This window comes from Methylobacterium sp. Leaf111, from assembly GCF_001423285.1.
Lineage (GTDB): Bacteria > Pseudomonadota > Alphaproteobacteria > Rhizobiales > Beijerinckiaceae > Methylobacterium.
Genome location: NZ_LMNE01000004.1, coordinates 1 through 19762, shown reverse-complemented (window position 1 = coordinate 19762; position 19762 = coordinate 1). Strand labels below are relative to the sequence as shown.

Here is a 19762-nt window from a genome sequence, read left to right as displayed (position 1 = left end):
GGAGTCCCGCCGGCATCCGCATCACGCTGTCAGGTGGAGAATTTGTCTTTCCCAGCAAAGGCTTCGGAAAGAAATGGCGCGCCCGAAAGGATTCGAACCTCTGACCCCCAGATTCGTAGTCTGGTGCTCTATCCAGCTGAGCTACGGGCGCCTGCGACCGGTGGGGGTTGGTGCCGCCCCCGGTGTGAGCGGGTGTTTAGAGGCTCCTTTTTGCGCTGGCAACCCTGGCCGGACAGATTTTTCGCGGCGGTGCGCTTCACCATCCGTTCGGGGAGGGCGCGCGCGGGCACGACGTCCGGCCTCCCGGCGGGCGATCCCCTATCTCGTTCTTCGAACGCAGGCTCGTCTCGGTCGGAAGGTGTTCTTTCGCGGTGAAGGGCAGATCTGATGCCGGGATGCAGCGTATGCGTCGATCAAAATTGGTTTTTTGTCGGCTCGTGATCTTGTCGTTTCATCCCGTCATCACTGTCAGGGCAAGGTGGAACATTTATGACAACGCTTCGGCTTGGCCGTTTGAACCGGGATTGCCGGTTTCCATCTTGGAACGCTTTGCGGTCCTCGGGAATTGAGAGGGTCTCTTGCCCGTCCTAGACTTATCCAAGGAGAATGCCGTGAAACGGTCCCTGACCACCCTCGCCCTTCTGACGATCCTCGGTGCGGGTTCGGCCTCCGCCCAGACCACCGTCACCGGCACCCCGGCCCCGGACGCCAAGTCGAGTGCCACCTCCGGCGGCCAGGAGGCTGTGACCCGGCCCAACACCGACAAGCCGGACGCCACCAAGCCGGCCACGGCCAAGGCGGCCTCGAACGCCAAGCTCGAGGAAGGCGCCAACAGCTTCACCGAGGCCCAGACGCATCACCGCCTCACCGAGGCCGGCTACAAGGACGTCAAGGGTCTGACCAAGGACGACAAGGGCATCTGGCGCGGCGAAGCGGTGCTCGACGGCAAGCCGGTCAAGGTCGGCGTCGACTTCAAGGGCAACGTCGCGGCCCAGTAGGCCGCCAACGCCCACCCCTCCCCTCGCCCGCACACAGGAGTTTCCCATGGCTCATCAGACCATCACCGCCCTGTACGACGATTACGACGCTGCCAGCACGGCCGTCTCCAAGCTCGAGGCCGCCGGCGTGGCGCATGCCGACATCAGCATCGTGAGCAGCAACGAGGGGGACCGGCATGCCGGGCGCGTGCGCTCCGCCTCCGACCTGGACGCCCCCGTCCACGGTGACACCCCGGAGAAGGCGTCCAGTGGCGCCGGAGCGGGCGCCACCGTCGGGACGGTCCTGGGCGGCGCCGCCGGCCTGCTGACCGGCCTCGGCCTGCTGGCGATCCCGGGCGTCGGCCCGGTCGTGGCGGCAGGCTGGCTCGTGGCCACGCTGACGGGCGCGGGCATCGGCGCGGCGGCGGGCGGCCTCGCCGGCGGCCTGACCGGCGCGGGCCTCAGCGAGACCGACGCCCATACCTACAGCGAGGGCGTGCGCCGCGGCGGCACCCTGGTGACGGTCCGGGCCGACCAGTCCCAGGCGGCCCGGGTGATGGACATCCTGGAGGAGCACGGTTCGATCGACGTCGACGAGCGCGCCCAGAACTGGCGGGCCGAGGGCTGGACCGCCCCGCAGGCCGCCGCCGCCACCTCGCCGAACGCCATCCCGGGCAATGCCCTGGGCGGGACCGTCGAGGGCCGCAACCGCGTGCGCGCCTACCCGACCACGCCGGTCTGATCGACGCCCCACGGCCGCCCTCCGCGTGGGGGCGGCCCTCGCAACGGCGGACACCCCGGCGGCCCTCGGCCCCGGGGTTTTTCGTGCGTGGACTGGGGGAGTCGTCGAGGCGCGGTCGCGTTGGGCCTCTCCGCGTGTACGCGGGCCACGGTCTCGCGACGGTCTGGGATGATCAGGAAAGGGTGGGTCCCGGAGCCGAAGCTCCGGGTTCTGTTTCGACGGTTACCCTACCGCAAGATGCTTACGCCGCGAGGCGGGCATCCATGACAACGTTATCGTTGGCATTTAGAGTTTTGGCCAAATGCTCGAAACAGGGGTTGCCTGCGTCGAACCGGTCGAGTCCTTACCGACAGCCGCATCGTCCCGCACCGAAGTGAGAGCGAACTCGCGATCCCTTTACCGCCCAGTCGATCCTATTTCGCCCCCATCAGAAGACCACCCGCCGACGTGGATGGGCTTGTGGTGGAGGCGCCGGAGTACTGCCCTCCGGGTCCTGAAACGTTATTACGAACCGGTCATCAACCGCAGATCCGATATAGGCGAAATCGCCGCGCGGGTCCAGTCGGCGCGCTATCCCGCCGCACCCGTCTCCCGAGCGAACCAATCGGCGTAGGGGGTGGTGTGGGCCATGTGCCGGTTGAGGTCGGGCGCGCCGTCGTCCCACCAGACGGGGCCGCGCTCCCCGAGGCCGCGCTTGGCCGCGTCGACGGCCCGGCGGGCCTGCGCGACCGCGTCCGGATTCCCGGCCGCCTTGCCGGCCTTCACGGCCCGGCGCGCATCCATCAGCGCGGCGACGAGGGCGTCGCGCGCGGCGGAACCGAGGTCGGGACGGGTCCGGCGCCAGAGCCGGCCGCGCACCACGAGGTAGCGTCCGTCCGGCGTCACGAGCGGCGGTGCCGCTTCTGTTCGTGGCGGAGCCTTACCCCGTGGCGCGGCCACGGCGATGCGCCTGCTCCTCGATCAGGGCCTCCACGGCCGCGATCGTGTTCTCGAGGTCGGCCACGCGTCGCAGGACGCTGTCGGGCGGCAGCATCTCGATCTTCGCGGCTTCGGTGATGAGGGTCCTCTGAGCGTCCTTGAGGCGGTCGAGGAGGGATTCCAAGTCTGACATTGTTCGGCTTTAGCGGATGCCGGGGGCGACCCGCAATGCACATCGGAGCAAGAGGGCCGAGATATCCTTGGCTGATCTCCATGGCTATTGTCCGGCCGCGCGTCGAAATCCCGCGCGCGGCGCGGGCTCTGACTTCGGCGATCCTGCCCGGTCTTGACGGTCGCGGCTCAGGTAGAGTGGAAAACCACCGTCACGCCGCCCTCCGTCTTGTCACGGAAGGTCTTGTCGCGATCAGGGCCGGCGGCGAGGTCGGTCGACCGCTGCGTCATCGGCGAGGTCCTGTCGAGCCGGCCCGCCTGGATCCGAGCCGCAGGTGGCGCCGTTCGCCGCCTCGACGATCCCGTCGCGGATCCCCGGGGCCCGCCTTGGCCGCCCCTGCTTCCCGGGGACCCGGCCCGTGGAACGGCGGCGGCATCGATCCCGTTGGCTCCGCGGTCCGTGCCGGAACCGTCTCCGGCCGGACTGCCCGTCCGGGAAGGCCGCATGCTGCTCCTCCTCCTGTCCCTCCTGCTCCTGGCGACCGTCGTCCTGATGGTGGTCCGGCGGCGCCACATCGGTCGCCTCACCTCCTTCGCGACGCTGCTGGCGGCCGTGATGCTGATGATCTGGATGCAGAACACCGGGCTCCTCCCGGGGAGCCAGGGGCGCTACAGCGACGACCGTCCCCGGACGAGCCTCGATCCTCCGGCGCCGGCGCCGCGCGCCCCCTGAGGGGCAAGCCCGTCACAGCACGGCGCCTGTGTCGCTGGATCGCGTGGGATGCCATGGACCGTTCCGGCCGATCGCGCGTTCACCGCTCGGCCCGCGCACGTGTCTTGCTCGGGGGGCTCGTGTATCGGGGGTTGGGTCCCGTGCGGACCGTCCGGGGTTACGACAGATCCGGCGGCATCGGGGCCGAAGACGATCGAAGGATATTGGGGCGATGGCGAAAATTCTTCTGGTGGAAGATCACGAGGAGATCTGGGACTTCCTGTCCCGCCGGCTGAAGCGGCGCGGCTACGACGTGATCCTTGCCCATGACGGCGAATCCGGCGTTCAGCAGGCCCGCACCGGGCAGCCGGACGTCATCCTCCTCGACATGAACCTGCCGATCCTGGACGGCTGGTCGGCCGCCCGCGTGCTGAAATCCGGCAGCGACACCAAGGGCATCCCGATCATCGCCCTGACCGCCCACGCCATGTCGGGCGATCGCGACAAGGCGATCCAGGCCGGCTGCAACGACTACCACCCGAAGCCGGTGGACTTCTCCAAGCTGCTGACCCAGATCAACGCCGCCGTCGGTCCGCAGGCGCCCGCCATCGCCTGAGGCGGCCCGCCCGGCCGCGCGCCCCGCGCGCCCGATGCCGTCGCATCGGCTGCCGCGTCGCTCACCCCAACGAGACCGATCCATCCATGAGCGACGATCCCATCACCGCCCGCCTCCTGCGGCAGGCGATGCCGGTCTTCACGACCCTGGCCTCCTGCCTCCTCGTGATCACCATCGCGGCGGCCCTGTATCTCGGCCGCGACGTCTTCGTGCCGGTGACCCTGGCGATTCTGCTCAGCTTCGTCCTGGTGCCGGGCGTGCGCCTCCTGCGCCGCATCCGGGTCCCGCGGGCGCTCGCCGTCCTGGTCGTGGTGCTCACCGCCTTCGGGGCGCTCCTCGGGGTCGCCCTCCTGATCGCCAACGAGACGGCGCAGCTCGCCTCCGACCTGCCCCGCTACCAGGTGACGATGCGCGAGAAGATCGCCTCCCTGAAGGAGGCGACCGCCGGCAGCGGCACCCTCTCGCGCATGGTCGACATGGTGCAGGACCTCAGCGCCGAGCTGCAGCCGGACCCGAACGCGACCCCGCCCGAGGGCAGCGCGGGCAGCCTCGCCCATCCCCTCCACGTCCAGATCGCCACGGCCAAGGCCGGGCTGCTCGGAACCCTCGGCGCCGTCGCCGGCCCGATCCTGCATCCCCTCGCCACCACGGGCCTGATCCTGATCTTCACGATCTTCATCCTGTTGCAGCGGGAGGACCTGCGGAACCGCGCGATCCGGCTGGCGGGCTCGGGGGACCTGCGCCGGACCACGGCGGCCATCGACGACGCGGTGGCCCGCCTCAGCCGGTTCTTCCTGGCCCAGCTCGTCCTCAACATCGCCTTCGGCCTCGTGATCGGCCTCGGCCTGTGGTGGATCGGCGTGCCGAACCCGATTCTGTTCGGGGTGCTGGCCGCGATCATGCGCTTCGTGCCCTATATCGGCGCGGCGATCAGCGCCCTCCTGCCCCTCATCGTGGCCGCCGCCGTCGATCCGGGCTGGAGCATGGTCATCGCCACCGCGATCCTGTTCGTGGTGGTGGAGCCCATCGCCGGCCACGTGGTCGAACCCCTGCTCTACGGCCATTCCACCGGGCTCTCGCCCATCGCGGTGATCCTGGCCGCCACCCTCTGGGCCTTCCTGTGGGGACCGATCGGCCTCGTGCTGGCGACCCCCATCACCGTCTGCCTCGTGGTGCTGGGGCGCCACATCGAGCGGCTCTGGTATCTCGACGTCATCCTGGGCGACCGCCCCGCCCTGTCGCCGCCGGAGATCTTCTACCAGCGCATGCTGGCGGGCGACCCCGAGGAGGCGATCGACCAGGGCCGGATGTTCCTCAAGGCCCGCGCCCTCGTCACCTATTACGACGAGGTGGTGCTGGCCGGCCTGCTGATGGCGCAGGAGGACCTCTCCCGCGGCACCCTCGACCGGACCCGCCAGGACGAGGTCGGCACCGCGCTCCGGGCCGTGGTCGCCCGCCTCGGGACCGTGCCGGCGGGCCGGACGATCGGTTCCTCCGCCTCGGCCGGCAATTCCGAGACCTCGGCGGCCATCGCCGCCATCGGGCCCGACCGGCAGGTCGCCGCCGTGGTGCTGCGCCCGGAGGACCTCCCGGCCCGCTGGCGGGCGGCCCGGCCCGTGCTCTGCGTGTCGAGCCGTGGCCCCTTCGACGAGGCGGCCACCGCGATGCTGGGGCAGATCCTCGGCCGGCACGGCCTCGGCGCACAGGTGATGTCGATGGCGGAGCTGCGCCGGGGCGAAACGCCGGACGATCTCTCGGGGATCGCCCTGGTCTGCTTCTCCTACCTGGAGCCCGTCAGCCTGTCGCAGATCCGGCTGAACGTCCGCCAGGCGCGGCGGGCGATTCCCGGCGTCCGGGTCCTCGTCGGCTTCTGGCGCGAGCGGGATCCGGCCTCCCTCGATCGGCTGCGCCGCACCCTCTCCGCCGACGTGCTGGTGACCACCCTGAACGGGGCGCTCGACGCCGCCCTGACCTTCGCCAAACGGGGGTGAGGCCGGGCCGGGCCAGGGGGGCCATTTGACATCCCCCTGGGCTTGACCCACTTCTCCCCCGCGCCGACCCCCTCTCCGGACGGGTGGCGACGCCCCCCGCACAATCTGCGCATGGACGTTGCTGCGGGTCAGGCCCTGACGAGAGGCTAGTACCAGCACATGAAAGTCGTCGTCGTCGAGTCGCCGGCCAAGGCCAAGACGATCAACAAGTATCTCGGCCGCGACTACGAGGTTCTCGCCTCGTTCGGCCATATCCGAGACCTTCCGGCCAAGGACGGCTCCGTCGATCCGGAGGCGGACTTCCACATGCTGTGGGAGCTCGACGATCGCGGATCGAAGCGCGTCTCCGACATCGTCAAGGCGCTGAAGGGCGCCGACGGCCTGATTCTCGCCACCGACCCGGATCGCGAGGGCGAGGCGATCTCCTGGCACGTGGTCGAGGCGCTCACCGCCCGCCGCGCCCTCAAGGGCATGCCGGTGGAGCGCGTGACCTTCAACGCCATCACCAAGACGGCGGTGGAGACCGCCATGCGCCAGCCCCGGCAGATCGACCAGGCGCTTGTCGACGCCTACCTGGCCCGCCGGGCGCTCGACTACCTCGTGGGCTTCAACCTCTCGCCGGTGCTGTGGCGCAAGCTGCCCGGCGCCCGCTCGGCCGGGCGCGTGCAGTCGGTGGCGTTGCGCCTCGTCTGCGAGCGCGAGCGCGAGATCGAGGTCTTCAAGCCGCGGGAATACTGGTCCCTGGTGGCGACCCTGGTGACGGAGACCGGCGCCAGCTTCGAGGCCCGCCTCACCGGCGCGGACGGCAAGCGCATCCAGCGCCTGGACGTCGGCACCGGCGAGGAGGCGGCGGCCTTCAAGCGCGACCTCGAGCTCGGCACCTTCTCGGTCGGCAGCGTCGAGGCCAAGCCCGCCAAGCGCCACCCCGCCCCGCCCTTCACCACCTCGACCCTGCAGCAGGAGGCCTCCCGCAAGCTCGGGATGGCGCCGGCCCAGACCATGCGCGCCGCCCAGAAGCTCTACGAGGGTGTGGAGATCGACGGCGAGACGGTGGGCCTCATCACCTACATGCGGACCGACGGCGTCGACATGGCGCCCGAAGCCATCGCCGACGTGCGCCGGGTCGTCGCCCAGGAATACGGCGAACGCTACCTGCCGGGTGCGCCGCGCAAATACAGCGTCAAGGCCAAGAACGCCCAGGAGGCGCACGAGGCCGTGCGCCCCACCGACATGGGCCGTCTGCCCAAGGCGGTGGCCCGCACCGTCGATGCCGAGCAGGCCAAGCTCTACGAGCTGATCTGGACCCGCACGGTGGCGAGCCAGATGGAATCGGCCGAACTGGAGCGCACGACGGTGGACGTCGTCGCCCAGGTCGGGCCGCGCACGCTGGAGCTGCGCGCCACCGGCCAGGTGGTGAAGTTCGACGGCTTCCTCACCCTCTACCAGGAGGGCAAGGACGACGAGGAGGACGAGGACGGCCGGCGCCTGCCGCCCATGAAGGCGGGCGACCCGCTCAAGCGCGAGCGCATCGCCTCGACCCAGCACTTCACCGAGCCGCCGCCGCGCTATTCCGAGGCCAGCCTCGTCAAGCGCATGGAGGAGCTCGGCATCGGCCGGCCCTCCACCTACGCCGCCGTGCTGCAGACCCTGCGCGACCGCGAATACGTGCGGATCGACAAGAAGCGCCTCGTGGCCGAGGACAAGGGCCGCCTCGTCACCGGCTTCCTGGAGAGCTTCTTCAAGCGCTACGTCGAGTACGACTTCACCGCCGACCTCGAGACGCAGCTCGACCGGGTCTCGAACGCCGAGATCGACTGGCGCGAGGTGCTGCGCGACTTCTGGCGCGACTTCTCCGCCGCGATCGCCGGCACCAAGGAGCTGCGCGTCGCGGAGGTGCTCGACGCGCTCAACGACCTGCTCGGCGCCCACATCTTCCCGGAGAAGGCCGACGGCTCGAACCCGCGCACCTGCCCCACCTGCGGCTCCGGCCAGCTCTCCCTGAAGCTCGGCAAGTTCGGCGCCTTCGTGGGCTGCTCGAACTATCCGGAGTGCAAGTACACCCGCCAGCTCGCCGCCTCGGGCGTCGAGGGCGACGGCGAGAGCTCGTCGGAGAACGGCGGTCAGCCCGGCACGCGGGTGCTCGGCAACGATCCCGCCTCCGGCCTGCCCGTGACGGTGCGCGACGGCCGCTTCGGTCCCTTCGTCCAGCTCGGCGAGGCCGCGGCCGAGAAGGAGGCGCCCAAGCCCAAGCGCTCCTCGATTCCGAAGGGCACCAGCCCGTCCTCGGTCGACCTGGAGATGGCCCTGAAGCTGCTCGCCCTGCCGCGCGAGGTGGCCCGCCACCCCGAGACCGGCGAGCCGATCCTGGCCAATCTCGGGCGCTTCGGGCCGTACGTGCAGCACGGCAAGATGTACGCGAATCTCGGGCGCGACGACGACGTGCTGGAGATCGGCGCCAACCGGGCCATCGACCTCATCGTCGCCAAGGAGCAGGGCGGCGGCCGGCGCGGGCCGGCGGCCGATCCGGGCCGGCCCCTCGGCGAGCACCCGGAGACGGGCAAGCCCATCGTGGTGAAGTCGGGCAAGTACGGCCCCTACGTCACCGACGGCACCACCAACGCGACGCTGCCCAAGACCATGGCGGCCGAGGCGGTCGACCTGCCCCAGGCACTGGAGCTGATCGCCGCCCGGGAAGCCGCGGGCGGGGGCAAGAAGAAGGCTCCGGCCCGCAAGGCGGCGGGCGCCAAGGCCCCGGCGAAGAAGGCGGCGGTCAAGAAGGCCCCTGCGGCGAAGGCCGCCGGGAAGACGGCTGCAGCGGACGGGGACGAGGCCTCGGCCAAGCCCGCCGCGAAGGCGACGGCCGCCAAGAAACCGGCGAAGAGCACCAAGGCTGCGGCCGAGAAGCCCGCCGCCGCGGCGCGCCGGAAGGCTTAAGGATCGGTGGCCGGGGCACCGGCCGCTGTCACACCGGTGCCATGCGGGCGGGGTAGCGGGGACGGTCGTCAGCCCGCGCCCCGCACCGGACCCGCCACGCCATGACCGCATCGAACCAGAACCGCTCGCAGGCCGCCGAGGCCGCCGAGGATCGCGGGTCGAACGGCAGCGCCAACCCGACCTTCGGCGACGTGGTGGCGGCGCGCTTCGACCGGCGCGACCTCCTGCGCGGGCTCCTCGGGGTCGGCGCCATCGCGGCGGTGGTGACGCCCCGCGCCCTGGCCGCCGGCGGGGCGGTGGGTCCGGCGTCGCCGGCCAGCGACTCCCGATTCCCGTTCGCGGAGATCGAGGCCGGCTCGGACGCGCACCACCACGTCGCCGCCGGGCACGATGCCGAGATCCTGATCCGCTGGGGCGACCCGGTGCTGCCCGGCGCGCCCGCCTTCGACCCGCGCAATCAGTCCGCGGCGGCACAGGTCCAGCAGTTCGGCTACAACAACGACTTCGTCGGCTACTTCCCCATGCCGGGGGCGGCCGACCCGGCGGCGCACGGCCTCCTCGTCGTCAACCACGAATACACCAACGAGGAACTCATGTTCCCCGGCCTCGGGCGCCAGGACGGCAAGGCGGTGGACTTCCAGGGCATGACCCGGGCGCTCGTCGACATCGAGATGGCGGCCCATGGCGGCTCGGTCCTCGAGATCCGGCGCCGGGACGGCCGCTGGACGGTGGTGCCGGATTCCAAATACGCCCGCCGCATCACCGCCACGACGCCGATGGCGCTGACCGGCCCGGCCGCCGGCACCGACCGGGTGCGGACCGGCGCCGATCCCAGCGGCCGGTCGGCCCTCGGGATGATCAACAACTGCGCCGGCGGCACGACCCCCTGGGGCACGTGGCTGACCTGCGAGGAGAACATCAACTACTACTTCTCCGGCGCCCTGCCGAAGGACTCGCCGGAGGCCGCCAACCATAAGCGCTTCAACCTGCCGGCCAACGCCTATGCCTGGGGCCGCTTCCACCCGCGCTTCGACCTCGGCCGCGAGCCCAACGAGCCGAACCGCTTCGGCTGGGTGGTGGAGATCGACCCCTTCGACCCGACGAGCGTCCCCAAGAAGCGCACGGCCCTGGGGCGCTTCAAGCACGAGGGCGCGGCCGGCATCGTCGCGAAGGCCGGGCAGTACGTGATCTACCAGGGCGACGACGAGCGTTTCGACTACGTCTACAAGTTCGTCACCCTGGGCCGGGCCGACAGCGGCGACCGCGACCTCCTCGATTCCGGCACCCTGCATGTCGCCCGCTTCGACGCCGACGGGCGCGGCACCTGGATGCCGCTGGTCTTCGGGCAGGGTCCGCTGACGCCCGAGAACGGCTTTGCATCCCAGGCCGACGTGGTGATCGGCGCCCGGCTCGCCGCCGACCGGCTCGGGGCCACCAAGATGGACCGGCCCGAGGACGTCGAGGCCAACCCGAAGACCGGCAAGGTCTACGTGATGCTGACCAACAACGGGAAGCGCAAGGCCGATCAGGTCGACGCCGCCAACCCGCGGGCCGACAACCGGTTCGGCCACATCGTCGAGCTCACCCCCGACGACGGCGACCATGCCGCCACCGGATTCACCTGGGAGATCCTGGTCCGCTGCGGCGACCCGAGCATCGCCCAGGTCGGCGCCACCTTCTCGTCGGCCACCACGACGAACGGCTGGTTCGGGATGCCGGACAATTGCTCGGTCGACGGCCTCGGCCGGCTCTGGGTCGCCACGGACGGCAACGCCCCATCGCGCACCGGTCGCAATGACGGTATCTGGGCGATGGAGACCGAAGGGGCGGGCCGCGGCACGGGCAAGCACTTCTTCCGCGTGCCCCACGGCGCCGAGATGTGCGGCCCCTATTTCACCCCCGACGACACCACCTTCTTCGTGGCCGTCCAGCATCCCGGCGAGGCCGACGAGGAGGACCCGAAGGCGGTGCCCGCCACCTTCGAGGCGCCCGCCACTCGCTGGCCCGACTTCGACCCGGCGATGCCGCCCCGCCCCGCCGTGCTGACGATCACCCGCCGCGGGGGCGGCCGCGTCGGGACCTGAGGCGGCCCACGGGCGCGGTGCCCGGCGCGACGATCCACGGATCACGCCACCGTCAGGCCTTCTTAACCACCCCCATACCATGTCATGGGGTGGTACGCCCTGTGCGGCGGGGGCTTCCGGCTCCCGCCTCTCGGAGCGGGAACCCCTTTCTGTTTCCGGTTTGTTCCGGTATGGTGAGAGGATGAAGGCGAATGCTGCACGGTCTCCCTCTGCGATCCTGCCCGCGAAGCCCGCGGCTGCCCCCTCACCCGCGCGAGGCGCTCCGGTGAGCGACCCCGCACGCGATCTCTTCGCCGGCGGCAAGGCGCCCCTGCCGAAGACCGCCGAGCGCCGCAAGCTCGACGCTGTGGCGCCGCTTCCCCCCGTCTCGGCGGAGGCCGGTTACGACGCCTCCACCATCGAGGTGCTGGAGGGGCTGGAGCCGGTGCGCCGCCGCCCCGGCATGTATATCGGCGGCACCGACGAGCGCGCCCTGCACCACCTCTTCGCCGAGGTGATCGACAATTCCATGGACGAGGCGGTGGCGGGCCATGCCAGCTTCATCGAGGTGGAGCTGGAGGAGAGCGGCCACCTCGTCGTCACCGACAACGGCCGCGGCATCCCCGTCGACCCGCACCCGAAATACCCGAACAAGTCCGCGCTCGAGGTCATCATGACCATCCTGCACGCGGGCGGTAAGTTCGACTCGAAGGTCTACGAGACGTCCGGAGGCCTGCACGGCGTCGGCATCTCGGTGGTCAACGCCCTCTCGGACGAGCTCGAGGTCGAGGTCGCCCGCAGCCAGACCCTCTACCGCCAGACCTTTTCGCGGGGGCATGTCCAGGGTCCCTTGGAAACCGTCGGCCGGGTGCAGAACCGGCGCGGCACCCGCGTGCGCTTCCACCCCGATGCCGAGATCTTCGGGGCGCTGAAGTTCGATCCCCGCCGCCTGTTCAAGATGGCCCGCTCGAAGGCCTACCTGTTCGGCGGCGTCGAGATCCGCTGGCGCTGCGCCCCCGCCCTCCTCGAGGGCCTGGACGACGTGCCGGCCGAGACCGTGCACCGCTTCCCCGGGGGCCTGCGCGACTATCTCGCCCGCGATCTCGAGGGCAAGGAACTCGTCACCGACGCGATCTTTTCCGGCAAGATCACCAAGCCGGGCGGGCACGGCTCCCTCGAATGGGCCGTGGCCTGGATGGTGACCGACGACGGCGTCTCGGCCTCCTACTGCAACACCATCCCGACGGCGGAGGGCGGCACCCACGAGAGCGGCCTGCGCGTCGCCCTGCTGCGGGCCCTGCGCGAGCATGCCGAGCGCGTCGGCCAGGCCAAGCGCATGACGGCGGTGACCACGGACGACGTCATGGCGACCTGCGCCTCGATGCTCTCGGTCTTCATCCGCGAGCCCGAGTTCCAGGGCCAGACCAAGGACAAGCTCGCCACCGTCGAGGCCTCGCGCATCGTCGAGACCGCGATCCGCGACGCGTTCGACCACTGGCTCGCCGCCTCCCCGGCCCAGGCCAACAAGCTCCTCGACTGGGTGATCGACCGGGCCGAGGAGCGCCTGCGCCGGCGCCAGGAGAAGGAGGTCGCCCGCAAGTCCGCCACCCGCAAGCTGCGCCTGCCCGGCAAGCTCGCCGACTGCTCCAAGGCCGGCATGGCCGGCTCGGAGATCTTCATCGTCGAGGGCGACTCGGCCGGCGGCTCGGCCAAGCAGGCGCGCGACCGCGCCACCCAGGCGATTCTCCCCTTGCGCGGCAAGATCCTCAACGTCGCCTCGGCCAGCCGGGACAAGCTCGGCGCCAACCAGCTGATCTCGGACCTGACCCAGGCCCTCGGCTGCGGCACTGGCACGGGCTACCGCTCGGAGGACCTTCGCTACGAGAAGGTGATCATCATGACGGACGCCGACGTCGACGGCGCCCACATCGCCTCGCTGCTGATCACGTTCTTCTACCGGCAGATGCCCAAGCTCATCGACCGCGGGCACCTCTACCTGGCGATCCCGCCGCTCTACCGGATCAGCCAGGGCGCCAAGACGGCCTACGCTCGCGACGACGACCACAAGGCGCAACTGATCAAGACGGTGTTCAAGAACGGTAAGGTCGAGATCGGCCGCTTCAAGGGCCTCGGCGAGATGATGCCAGCCCAGTTGAAGGAGACCACCATGGACCCGAAGAAGCGCACGCTCCTGCGGGTGGAGGTGCTGGACGAGGCCCGCGACTCCACCGGGGACGCGGTGGAGCGCCTGATGGGCAACAAGCCCGAGGCGCGCTTCACCTTCATCTCCGAGCGTGCCGCCTTCGCCGACGGGGCCGAGCTCGACATCTGAGACGGCGATCGCCCGCGCCTTCGGAAGACCGGACGCGCGGGCGACGATCGACGGGCCCCGAACGGACGCCCGTCTTGAAGAGGAGCCCAGACGCAAGAAAGCCCGGCCGCGAGGCCGGGCTTTCTTGTTGGCCGGGGCCCGCGCGACCGGATCGACCGCGCGGGAGGCCGTGGGTTCAGATCCTAGTAGGAGCCGAACTTGTAGTTCAGGCCGGCGCGGACGACGGCGAACTCGGTGTCGCGCACCTGGCGGCCGCCGCTGACGAGCACGACGCCCGGGCTGGTGGTGGTGATGACGGTGCCGACGTTGTTGACCGCGAAGGCGCCGTTGTTGCGGTTGCCCTGGTCGAGGTTCACGTACAGACCTTCGANCGCCCGGGCTGGTGGTGGTGATGACGGTGCCGACGTTGTTGACCGCGAAGGCGCCGTTGTTGCGGTTGCCCTGGTCGAGGTTCACGTACAGACCTTCGACCTTCAGCGTCACGGCCGAGGACTTGAAGAAGTTCAGGAACGAGTCGGTGGGGAGCGCGTACTCGATACCGCCGCCGGCAGCCCAGCCGGTCTGGAAGTCGTCACGGCTGCCTCGGTCTCCTCGGGGGTCTCGGCGCGCCTAGACCTGCTGGGCGGCCAGCGGGCCGGTGGCCGAGAAGCGGTTCCGCTCACGACCGAAGTCGACGTACTGGGCATCGGCCTCGATACCGACGACCACGCCCGAACCCGGGGTGAACTGGTAGTTGTAGCCGATCTGRCCACCGCCGACGAAGCCGTCGTTGCTGCGGCCGTTGCCGAAGGCGATGGCAGCGGTGGTGCCCGGCAGGACCAGGGTGCTGGCGCCGTTCACGCCGATGACGGTCGCCTGGTTGTTGCTGGARGCGTCGAAGCCGTAACCGGCGTTGAAACCGGCGTAGAAGCCGGTCCAGGTGAACACCGGCACCGGCACGAACACCGGGGGGGCCGCGCGGCGCGGAAGGTCGGCGGCAGAGGCGGCACCGGCGAGGAGGGCCGTGGCTGCGCTGGCGAGGATGAGGGTCTTGATCATGTCTGGTCTACCGGGGGAAAGCTGCCGCGCACTCTCGGTGCGGTGTGAAGAGACCTTACCGACAGGGCAGGTCTGGCCACTAGTGCAGACGCGCAACACCTAGATCAGAATGACGAAGCTCGGATTGGTCAAAGAATGCGTTAGGGTTTTACTTACCATGTTGTNGGGGGAAAGCTGCCGCGCACTCTCGGTGCGGTGTGAAGAGACCTTACCGACAGGGCAGGTCTGGCCACTAGTGCAGACGCGCAACACCTAGATCAGAATAATGAAGCCCGGATTGGTCAAAGAATGCGTTAGGGTTTTACTTACCATGTTGTTCGTGAACGCCACAGCTCACGTCCGCCCTATCGGTTCCAAGACCAGCGTGAAGGCCGTGAAGCCGTAGACGGTCGATTTGAATCGAGGGGACGAATGGAATGCCGATTGGCGTGCTCAGCTTTTGATCAAGAACCAAGCCGGCGGGTCCCTCATGGATGCTGTTCGCGGTACGGCCTGAACGGAACGCCGTGAAGGGCATCAGTCGTGGTTCGGTCGCTGAGGTGAAGCCCGCGATCTTACCAGTCGGTTGAGCAGATGGCTCTGTAGCTAACCGACTCGACGCATGCCTTTGTCGACGTCGTCTCGATCTGCATCCCCTGGGACACCAGCATCGGCCTCGCGGTCGGAAAAATGAGGGTGGTCGGGGACCGGGAAGAGATCCTCCAGGCCCCGAGCGATCCCATAGAGCACTGGGTAAGACGGCGTGCCTTCGAGCGGCAGGCAGTAGTTAGCTTCACGCATGATGCTCTCGGGTGACGAAGAGGCCTCCTCAGGAGGCGCAAACGATTGGTTGGCAGTCAGCGTTAATGATAAAATCTGCAATAAGTTTCATGAAAAATGAAACAATATCCACCACACGACATAACTACACCATCCCTGATCTGTGCGTCATCGAATTGCGCACAACCCGGATGCTTGGATTTGGCGCTCCGGAGTCGAGCCTCGTCGCTGCGCCATGGTCGTGAAGCGATGCCTGCTGAGGCATCCGTGCTCTCGCACTTACCACGCGGTTCGGCTGAGTGCTTCCCTCTCTTCATGATTAAATCCGAGTTGATCCTCCGCATCGCAGAGTAGAGCCCGCGCCTTCGCAGGCGAGACGCCGAGGCTATCGAAAACACGATCCTGGGACGGATCTCCGACGCACTGGTGGCGGGCGAGCGCGTGGAGCTTCGTGGGTTTTTGGCGTCCATGACGCGCCTTGAACTCACACTTGCCGCCACACTCCTCATTTGCGCAGCGACGATCATCATGAGGTTGGCGTGAACGTCCACGCCTTTCGCGAAATAGGAACACGCGATGAAATCTTTGGTTGGTTGGCTAGAGCCCTTCGAAAGGTTCTCCAACGACACGGCAGGAATTGAAAATGAACGCCAAGATTTTGCGCTCGTCCCTGATCGCTGCGACCCTTCTGGCTGGTAGTGCCAGCTTTGCGCTGGCCCAGGGTGGTGGCGGTGGCGGTGGCGGTGGCGCTGGAGGGGCGGGGGGTGGCGCCGGGGGAGCTGCAGGCGGCGCATCTGGCGGAGGCGGAATGAGCGGCGGCGGGACCGGTGGATCTGGCAGCAACTCTGGTAGTAGCGCAGGTACTGGCACGGGATCCGGTACAGGCGGTGGTATGGGTACCAGTGGCGCTGGCTCTGCGGGCGGATCGTCGGGCACATCGGGGACCGGCGCAGGTGCAGCACCAAGCAGCACTGGCCGGTAACCCGGACTTGCCCCCGCCACCCAATTTGCTCATGGGCTGGCGGGGAGGATCGTCGATCCTGCAGCGTATCATGTCGGGACGCTGCAAAAGGCCATAGCTGCAGCTGAAGCCCCGGACGCGGTAGCCGTGCGACACAACGAGAGGGAGGCAACGACGTGTTCAGCCATATGGTGATTGGCAGCAACGACTTGGCCAAGGCGAAAGTCTTCTACGATGCGCTCTTCGGTGTCATGGGCGGCGAACCCGGCACGACGGACGCTCTAGGGCGCTTGGTCTACGCGCACCGCGGCAGCCGGTTCGTAATTACCAAGCCGATCAACGGGGAACCCGCGACCGCCTCCAACGGCGGTACCATCGGGTTTGGGATGGACAGCCCGGATGAGGCCCGTGCCTGGCACGAAGCCGGTGTCGCCCACGGGGGCACTTCCATCGAGAACCCGCCGGGCGAGCGTCAAACGCCGATGGGTCGAATCTATCTCGCCTACCTGCGCGACCCAGACGGCAACAAGCTCTGCGCACGCCATAAGGTTGCGGACTGAAGCTGCTCCCACCTGCCGGTTGACCATTGGGCCCATACCGATAGGTGATAGCGACGTGACGACGGTGAGGGCGAATCACGCAGCCTTCGTGCGCTTTGTGGCCTTCGGCTCCGCGGAGTCGCCCCGGTCGACGACACGGCCAAGGCCGCTGGACTTCGCAAGCTCTGAGCGTCGCGCGGCATACTCAGGGGCGACCATCGGGTCGTCGGCCGAGAGACCGAAGCGCTGACGGTAGCTGTGCGGGTCGAAGCCATGCATGCCGAGGTGACGCTTCAAGATCCTGTAGGTCTTGCCGTCGATGAAGCTGACGATGCCTTCCGGCGTCACCGACTTGCGGACCTGCGCAGCGCTCGGCTTCTCAATCTCGGCTTCCGGCGCGGCTGTGGCCACTCCTATTGCAGGCGCCTCAAGCGCACTGTGAACCTGACGGATCAAATCCGGTAGATTGGCGGTCCGGACTGGATGGTTCGACACATACGCGGAGACGATATCGCCCGTGAGCTCGACGAAGTTGGTGGTTTGGGTTTCTATGTTCTTGGGCATGATAATATTCTGTTGTTGTACCTCGACCGGAGGGCAATCGAACATCCAAGAATGATTATCAAGCTTTGCCTTGGCCGATGGTCCAGGAGCGAGCCGGAAGGGTCTTGGCGATCGATCCAATCCGGCAAAAGCTGGTCGGCGGGAGCGAAGCGGACGGCCCACGCGTCTTGGATGTGTTCCGCTCAGGCATCCCGGGTCCGAAGCAGTTCTGCCATCGCGGCGCCAAGGGGACATCTGGGAGATGGGGCCCAGCGGAGAATAGGACGAGCGGTGCGTGTGCCGCGCTCCCCGGAAGAAGCTGCGGCTTTCGTGACTCCTTCGCCACATCGGTTCGAGAACCGCCGGATCGGACTGCCCGACGCCGCAATCGTACCGTAGCGTGTCTCGGTCTTGACGGTGCGTGAACCAATCGCCCGTCCAGCCTTTCAGCGAGATGGGCATGGAGATGCGGGTGTTCGGAGCCTTTGGGTTCGGGCGTGTGACGGCAGGCAGTATGGTCGCTGTGACGGCGCTCGCCCTGCTGACGGCCTGTGCGGGGCGCCCCGGCGGGGTTCTCCTGCCCGTCGCCGGCGCCGAGCAGGTTGTGGGCACCTCGCGCGTCGACATGCTCGTCGCCACGACCCGCAAGTCCGCGGCCGACCGCGGCGTGCTGTTCTCGGGCGAGCGTGGCGAGGCGGTGACCTACACCGATCTCGCGGTCTCGATCCCGCCCGACGCCATCCGTCAGCCGGGCTCTGTCCAATGGCCGAGGGCGGTCCCTGGCAACCCGGCCACCGACTTCGTCGCCCTGCGCGCCGATCCGATCGAGCGCTCGAAGGTCCCGGCTTGGACGCACCGCGCCGTCCGGGGTTCGGCCAAGCGCCACGTTCTCGTGTTCGTCCACGGCTTCAACAACAAGTTCGAGGATGCCGTCTTCCGCTTTGCCCAGATCGTGCATGATTCCGGCGCCGAGGTCGCGCCCGTGCTCTTCACCTGGCCATCGCGCGGATCCGTTCTCGCCTATGGCTATGACCGTGAAAGCACGAATTTCTCGCGCAACGGGCTCGAGGACCTGCTGCGGGACCTCGCGAAAGATCCGAATGTCGGCGAGGTGACGATCCTCGCCCATTCCATGGGTAATTGGCTGACCCTCGAGAGCCTGCGCCAGATGGCCATCCGCGACCGCCGGATCGCCCCGAAGATCCGCAACGTCATCCTGGCCGCCCCCGACGTCGACATGGATCTTGCCCGCGCCGCCTTCCACGACATGGGTAAGGACCGCCCACGCCTGACGCTGATGGTCTCCGGCGACGACCAGGCCCTGGCGGTGTCCCGCCTGGTCTGGGGCGACAGCGTCCGCCTCGGCGCCATCGACCCGACGGTCGAACCCTATCGAACGCAACTCGAGCGCGAGAAGGTGTCGGTGCTGAATCTCTCCGCAGTGAAGTCGACCGACGCACTCAATCACGGCAAGTTCGCCAGCGGCGACGTCGTCGCCCTCCTGGGCAAGCGCCTCGCCGACGGCCAGCCAATCTCGGACGGTCAGATCGGCATCGGCGACCGTCTGGTGAGCACGGCCGCCGGCGCCGCGTCCACGGTGGCGACCGGAGCTGCCCTGGCCGTTGCCGCCCCCGTAGCCCTGATCGACCCCCAGACCCGCGAGACTTACGGCGAGCACCTCTCGAACGTCGGATCTGGCCTGCGCGACACCGTTGGATCGACCGTCGATCTCGCTGGCGCTCCGGTGCGTGCGCTCGGAAGCAGCGGGCGCTAGCGGTTTAACCTCTTCGGGGTCGAAAATGATGGCGACCAGTTGCGTGCATTGTTCGATCTGTTTTTGAGGCGGTGGAGTGGAACCCCGAGCGCGTGGAGGCGGAGCACCGCCTGTTCTCGTTCCTGATCTGCGAGGCCAGCGGTATCGTCGGCCCGGTCCACCTGAAAGCCATGCCGGTCCTGCTGACGACGCCGGAGTGCTCTGCAATGTCCTATCGCATACGGTCACGACACGGGAGTTGATTGCCCTGGCACACGCGGCGCGCGGGATGCGCATTCCTGCTGTCGCATTCCCACATCGACACGCGCGACGACGATTGACCATGAGCCTTCGGGTAACCGAAGGGCTGCATCCTGACGTCGAGCCACGTTGCGTACCGGCTCGCCTGTGAGATGGACGATCCTCCCCGCCGGCTCGTGATCAGATCGGGCGGCGGGGCAGCTTCATTGAATATTAACCCTACTACCCCCATCTCAGAACCTTACCCATCGCGGCTCTAAGGCCCGATCGGATGCGGCCAAGATGCCGGGATGGGGTGACGCCGGATGTACGCGCACCTCGTTCCAGCGTCCGTGGCCGTTGTTATGTCCGGCCGCGGTGCAACCTTAACGGTTTGTTGCCGATGCGCGTTCAGGATGCCTCAACCTTTGGAGGATCCTGGCCCATGCGTGTGCTGCTGATTGAGGACGACG

Annotated in this window: 13 protein-coding genes, 1 tRNA gene, 1 other RNA gene and 3 pseudogenes; 11 read left to right on the top strand and 7 right to left on the bottom strand. The window is 68.5% G+C overall.

The window, feature by feature from the left end:
* Window positions 1-74: 74 nt before the first annotated feature.
* Window positions 75-151 (bottom strand) — tRNA-Arg (locus ASF41_RS05690).
* Between the two features lie 460 nt (window positions 152-611).
* Here ASF41_RS05690 and ASF41_RS05685 point away from each other — a divergent pair.
* Both ASF41_RS05685 and ASF41_RS05680 read left to right on the top strand, forming a co-directional pair.
* Window positions 612-998 carry a hypothetical protein gene (locus tag ASF41_RS05685; RefSeq protein WP_056219689.1) on the top strand — a complete coding sequence of 129 codons (387 nt, stop codon included), beginning with the start codon at window positions 612-614 and terminating at the stop codon, window positions 996-998.
* A gap of 46 nt (window positions 999-1044) precedes the next feature.
* A complete protein-coding gene (locus ASF41_RS05680) occupies window positions 1045-1719 on the top strand; it encodes a hypothetical protein (RefSeq protein ID WP_056219691.1) in 675 nt (224 codons plus the stop codon).
* Between the two features lie 199 nt (window positions 1720-1918).
* Here the strand turns inward: ASF41_RS05680 and ssrA are convergent.
* The 3 genes from ssrA to ASF41_RS05670 form a co-directional block, all read right to left on the bottom strand.
* Window positions 1919-2284: a transfer-messenger RNA gene (gene ssrA / locus ASF41_RS23545) on the bottom strand.
* Window positions 2285-2289: 5 nt separating this feature from the next.
* Entirely contained in the window at window positions 2290-2604 is a 315-nt protein-coding gene (locus ASF41_RS05675) for a hypothetical protein (RefSeq protein ID WP_056491559.1), read from the bottom strand.
* A gap of 34 nt (window positions 2605-2638) precedes the next feature.
* The gene (locus tag ASF41_RS05670) at window positions 2639-2830 is read right to left on the bottom strand and encodes a hypothetical protein (RefSeq protein WP_056219697.1); all 192 of its coding nucleotides are present in this window, start codon (window positions 2828-2830) and stop codon (window positions 2639-2641) included.
* A 483-nt stretch (window positions 2831-3313) separates the two neighbouring features.
* Here ASF41_RS05670 and ASF41_RS05665 point away from each other — a divergent pair, with 483 nt between their 5' ends.
* From ASF41_RS05665 to parE, 6 genes are all read left to right on the top strand, one after another.
* Window positions 3314-3541 carry a hypothetical protein gene (locus ASF41_RS05665; protein WP_056382219.1) on the top strand — a complete coding sequence of 76 codons (228 nt, stop codon included), beginning with the start codon at window positions 3314-3316 and terminating at the stop codon, window positions 3539-3541.
* Between the two features lie 211 nt (window positions 3542-3752).
* The gene (locus tag ASF41_RS05660) at window positions 3753-4136 is read left to right on the top strand and encodes a response regulator (protein ID WP_055955569.1); all 384 of its coding nucleotides are present in this window, start codon (window positions 3753-3755) and stop codon (window positions 4134-4136) included.
* Between the two features lie 86 nt (window positions 4137-4222).
* Window positions 4223-6127, top strand: coding sequence for an AI-2E family transporter (locus ASF41_RS05655; protein WP_056491557.1), 1905 nt, complete (start codon window positions 4223-4225; stop codon window positions 6125-6127).
* A 159-nt stretch (window positions 6128-6286) separates the two neighbouring features.
* A complete protein-coding gene (topA, locus tag ASF41_RS05650) occupies window positions 6287-9061 on the top strand; it encodes a type I DNA topoisomerase (RefSeq protein ID WP_056491555.1) in 2775 nt (924 codons plus the stop codon).
* A gap of 101 nt (window positions 9062-9162) precedes the next feature.
* Window positions 9163-11145: a PhoX family phosphatase gene (locus ASF41_RS05645; protein ID WP_056491553.1), complete on the top strand. Its 1983-nt coding sequence runs from the start codon at window positions 9163-9165 to the stop codon at window positions 11143-11145.
* Window positions 11146-11410: 265 nt separating this feature from the next.
* Window positions 11411-13456, top strand: a complete 2046-nt coding sequence (gene parE, locus ASF41_RS05640; RefSeq protein WP_056272126.1) for a DNA topoisomerase IV subunit B — start codon at window positions 11411-11413, stop codon at window positions 13454-13456.
* Window positions 13457-13638: 182 nt separating this feature from the next.
* Here parE and ASF41_RS25935 read toward each other — a convergent pair.
* Both ASF41_RS25935 and ASF41_RS05635 read right to left on the bottom strand, forming a co-directional pair.
* Window positions 13639-13826, bottom strand: a pseudogene (locus ASF41_RS25935) (porin family protein); the annotation flags it as partial.
* A 1-nt stretch (window position 13827) separates the two neighbouring features.
* Window positions 13828-14491, bottom strand: a pseudogene (locus tag ASF41_RS05635) (outer membrane protein); the annotation flags it as partial.
* A 1899-nt stretch (window positions 14492-16390) separates the two neighbouring features.
* On the opposite strand from ASF41_RS05635, the gene ASF41_RS05630 reads away from it, so the two are divergent.
* Window positions 16391-16774, top strand: coding sequence for a VOC family protein (locus ASF41_RS05630; RefSeq protein WP_056352893.1), 384 nt, complete (start codon window positions 16391-16393; stop codon window positions 16772-16774).
* Between the two features lie 75 nt (window positions 16775-16849).
* Here ASF41_RS05630 and ASF41_RS05625 read toward each other — a convergent pair whose 3' ends face one another.
* Window positions 16850-17317, bottom strand: a complete 468-nt coding sequence (locus ASF41_RS05625; protein ID WP_056491658.1) for a MucR family transcriptional regulator — start codon at window positions 17315-17317, stop codon at window positions 16850-16852.
* Between the two features lie 400 nt (window positions 17318-17717).
* On the opposite strand from ASF41_RS05625, the gene ASF41_RS05620 reads away from it, so the two are divergent.
* Both ASF41_RS05620 and ASF41_RS25930 read left to right on the top strand, forming a co-directional pair.
* Entirely contained in the window at window positions 17718-19070 is a 1353-nt protein-coding gene (locus tag ASF41_RS05620; protein ID WP_348271623.1) for an alpha/beta hydrolase, read from the top strand.
* Window positions 19071-19150: 80 nt separating this feature from the next.
* Window positions 19151-19267, top strand: a pseudogene (locus ASF41_RS25930) (SOS response-associated peptidase); the annotation flags it as partial.
* Window positions 19268-19762: the final 495 nt, after the last annotated feature.

Coding starts and splice junctions, on each gene's coding strand:
- ASF41_RS05680 (WP_056219691.1), top strand. CDS start 1,045: ATGGCTCATCAGACCATCACCGCCCTGTACGACGATTACGACGCTGCC.
- ASF41_RS05670 (WP_056219697.1), bottom strand. CDS start 2,830: ATGTCAGACTTGGAATCCCTCCTCGACCGCCTCAAGGACGCTCAGAGG.
- ASF41_RS05665 (WP_056382219.1), top strand. CDS start 3,314: ATGCTGCTCCTCCTCCTGTCCCTCCTGCTCCTGGCGACCGTCGTCCTG.
- ASF41_RS05660 (WP_055955569.1), top strand. CDS start 3,753: ATGGCGAAAATTCTTCTGGTGGAAGATCACGAGGAGATCTGGGACTTC.
- ASF41_RS05655 (WP_056491557.1), top strand. CDS start 4,223: ATGAGCGACGATCCCATCACCGCCCGCCTCCTGCGGCAGGCGATGCCG.
- topA (WP_056491555.1), top strand. CDS start 6,287: ATGAAAGTCGTCGTCGTCGAGTCGCCGGCCAAGGCCAAGACGATCAAC.
- ASF41_RS05645 (WP_056491553.1), top strand. CDS start 9,163: ATGACCGCATCGAACCAGAACCGCTCGCAGGCCGCCGAGGCCGCCGAG.
- ASF41_RS05625 (WP_056491658.1), bottom strand. CDS start 17,317: ATGCCCAAGAACATAGAAACCCAAACCACCAACTTCGTCGAGCTCACG.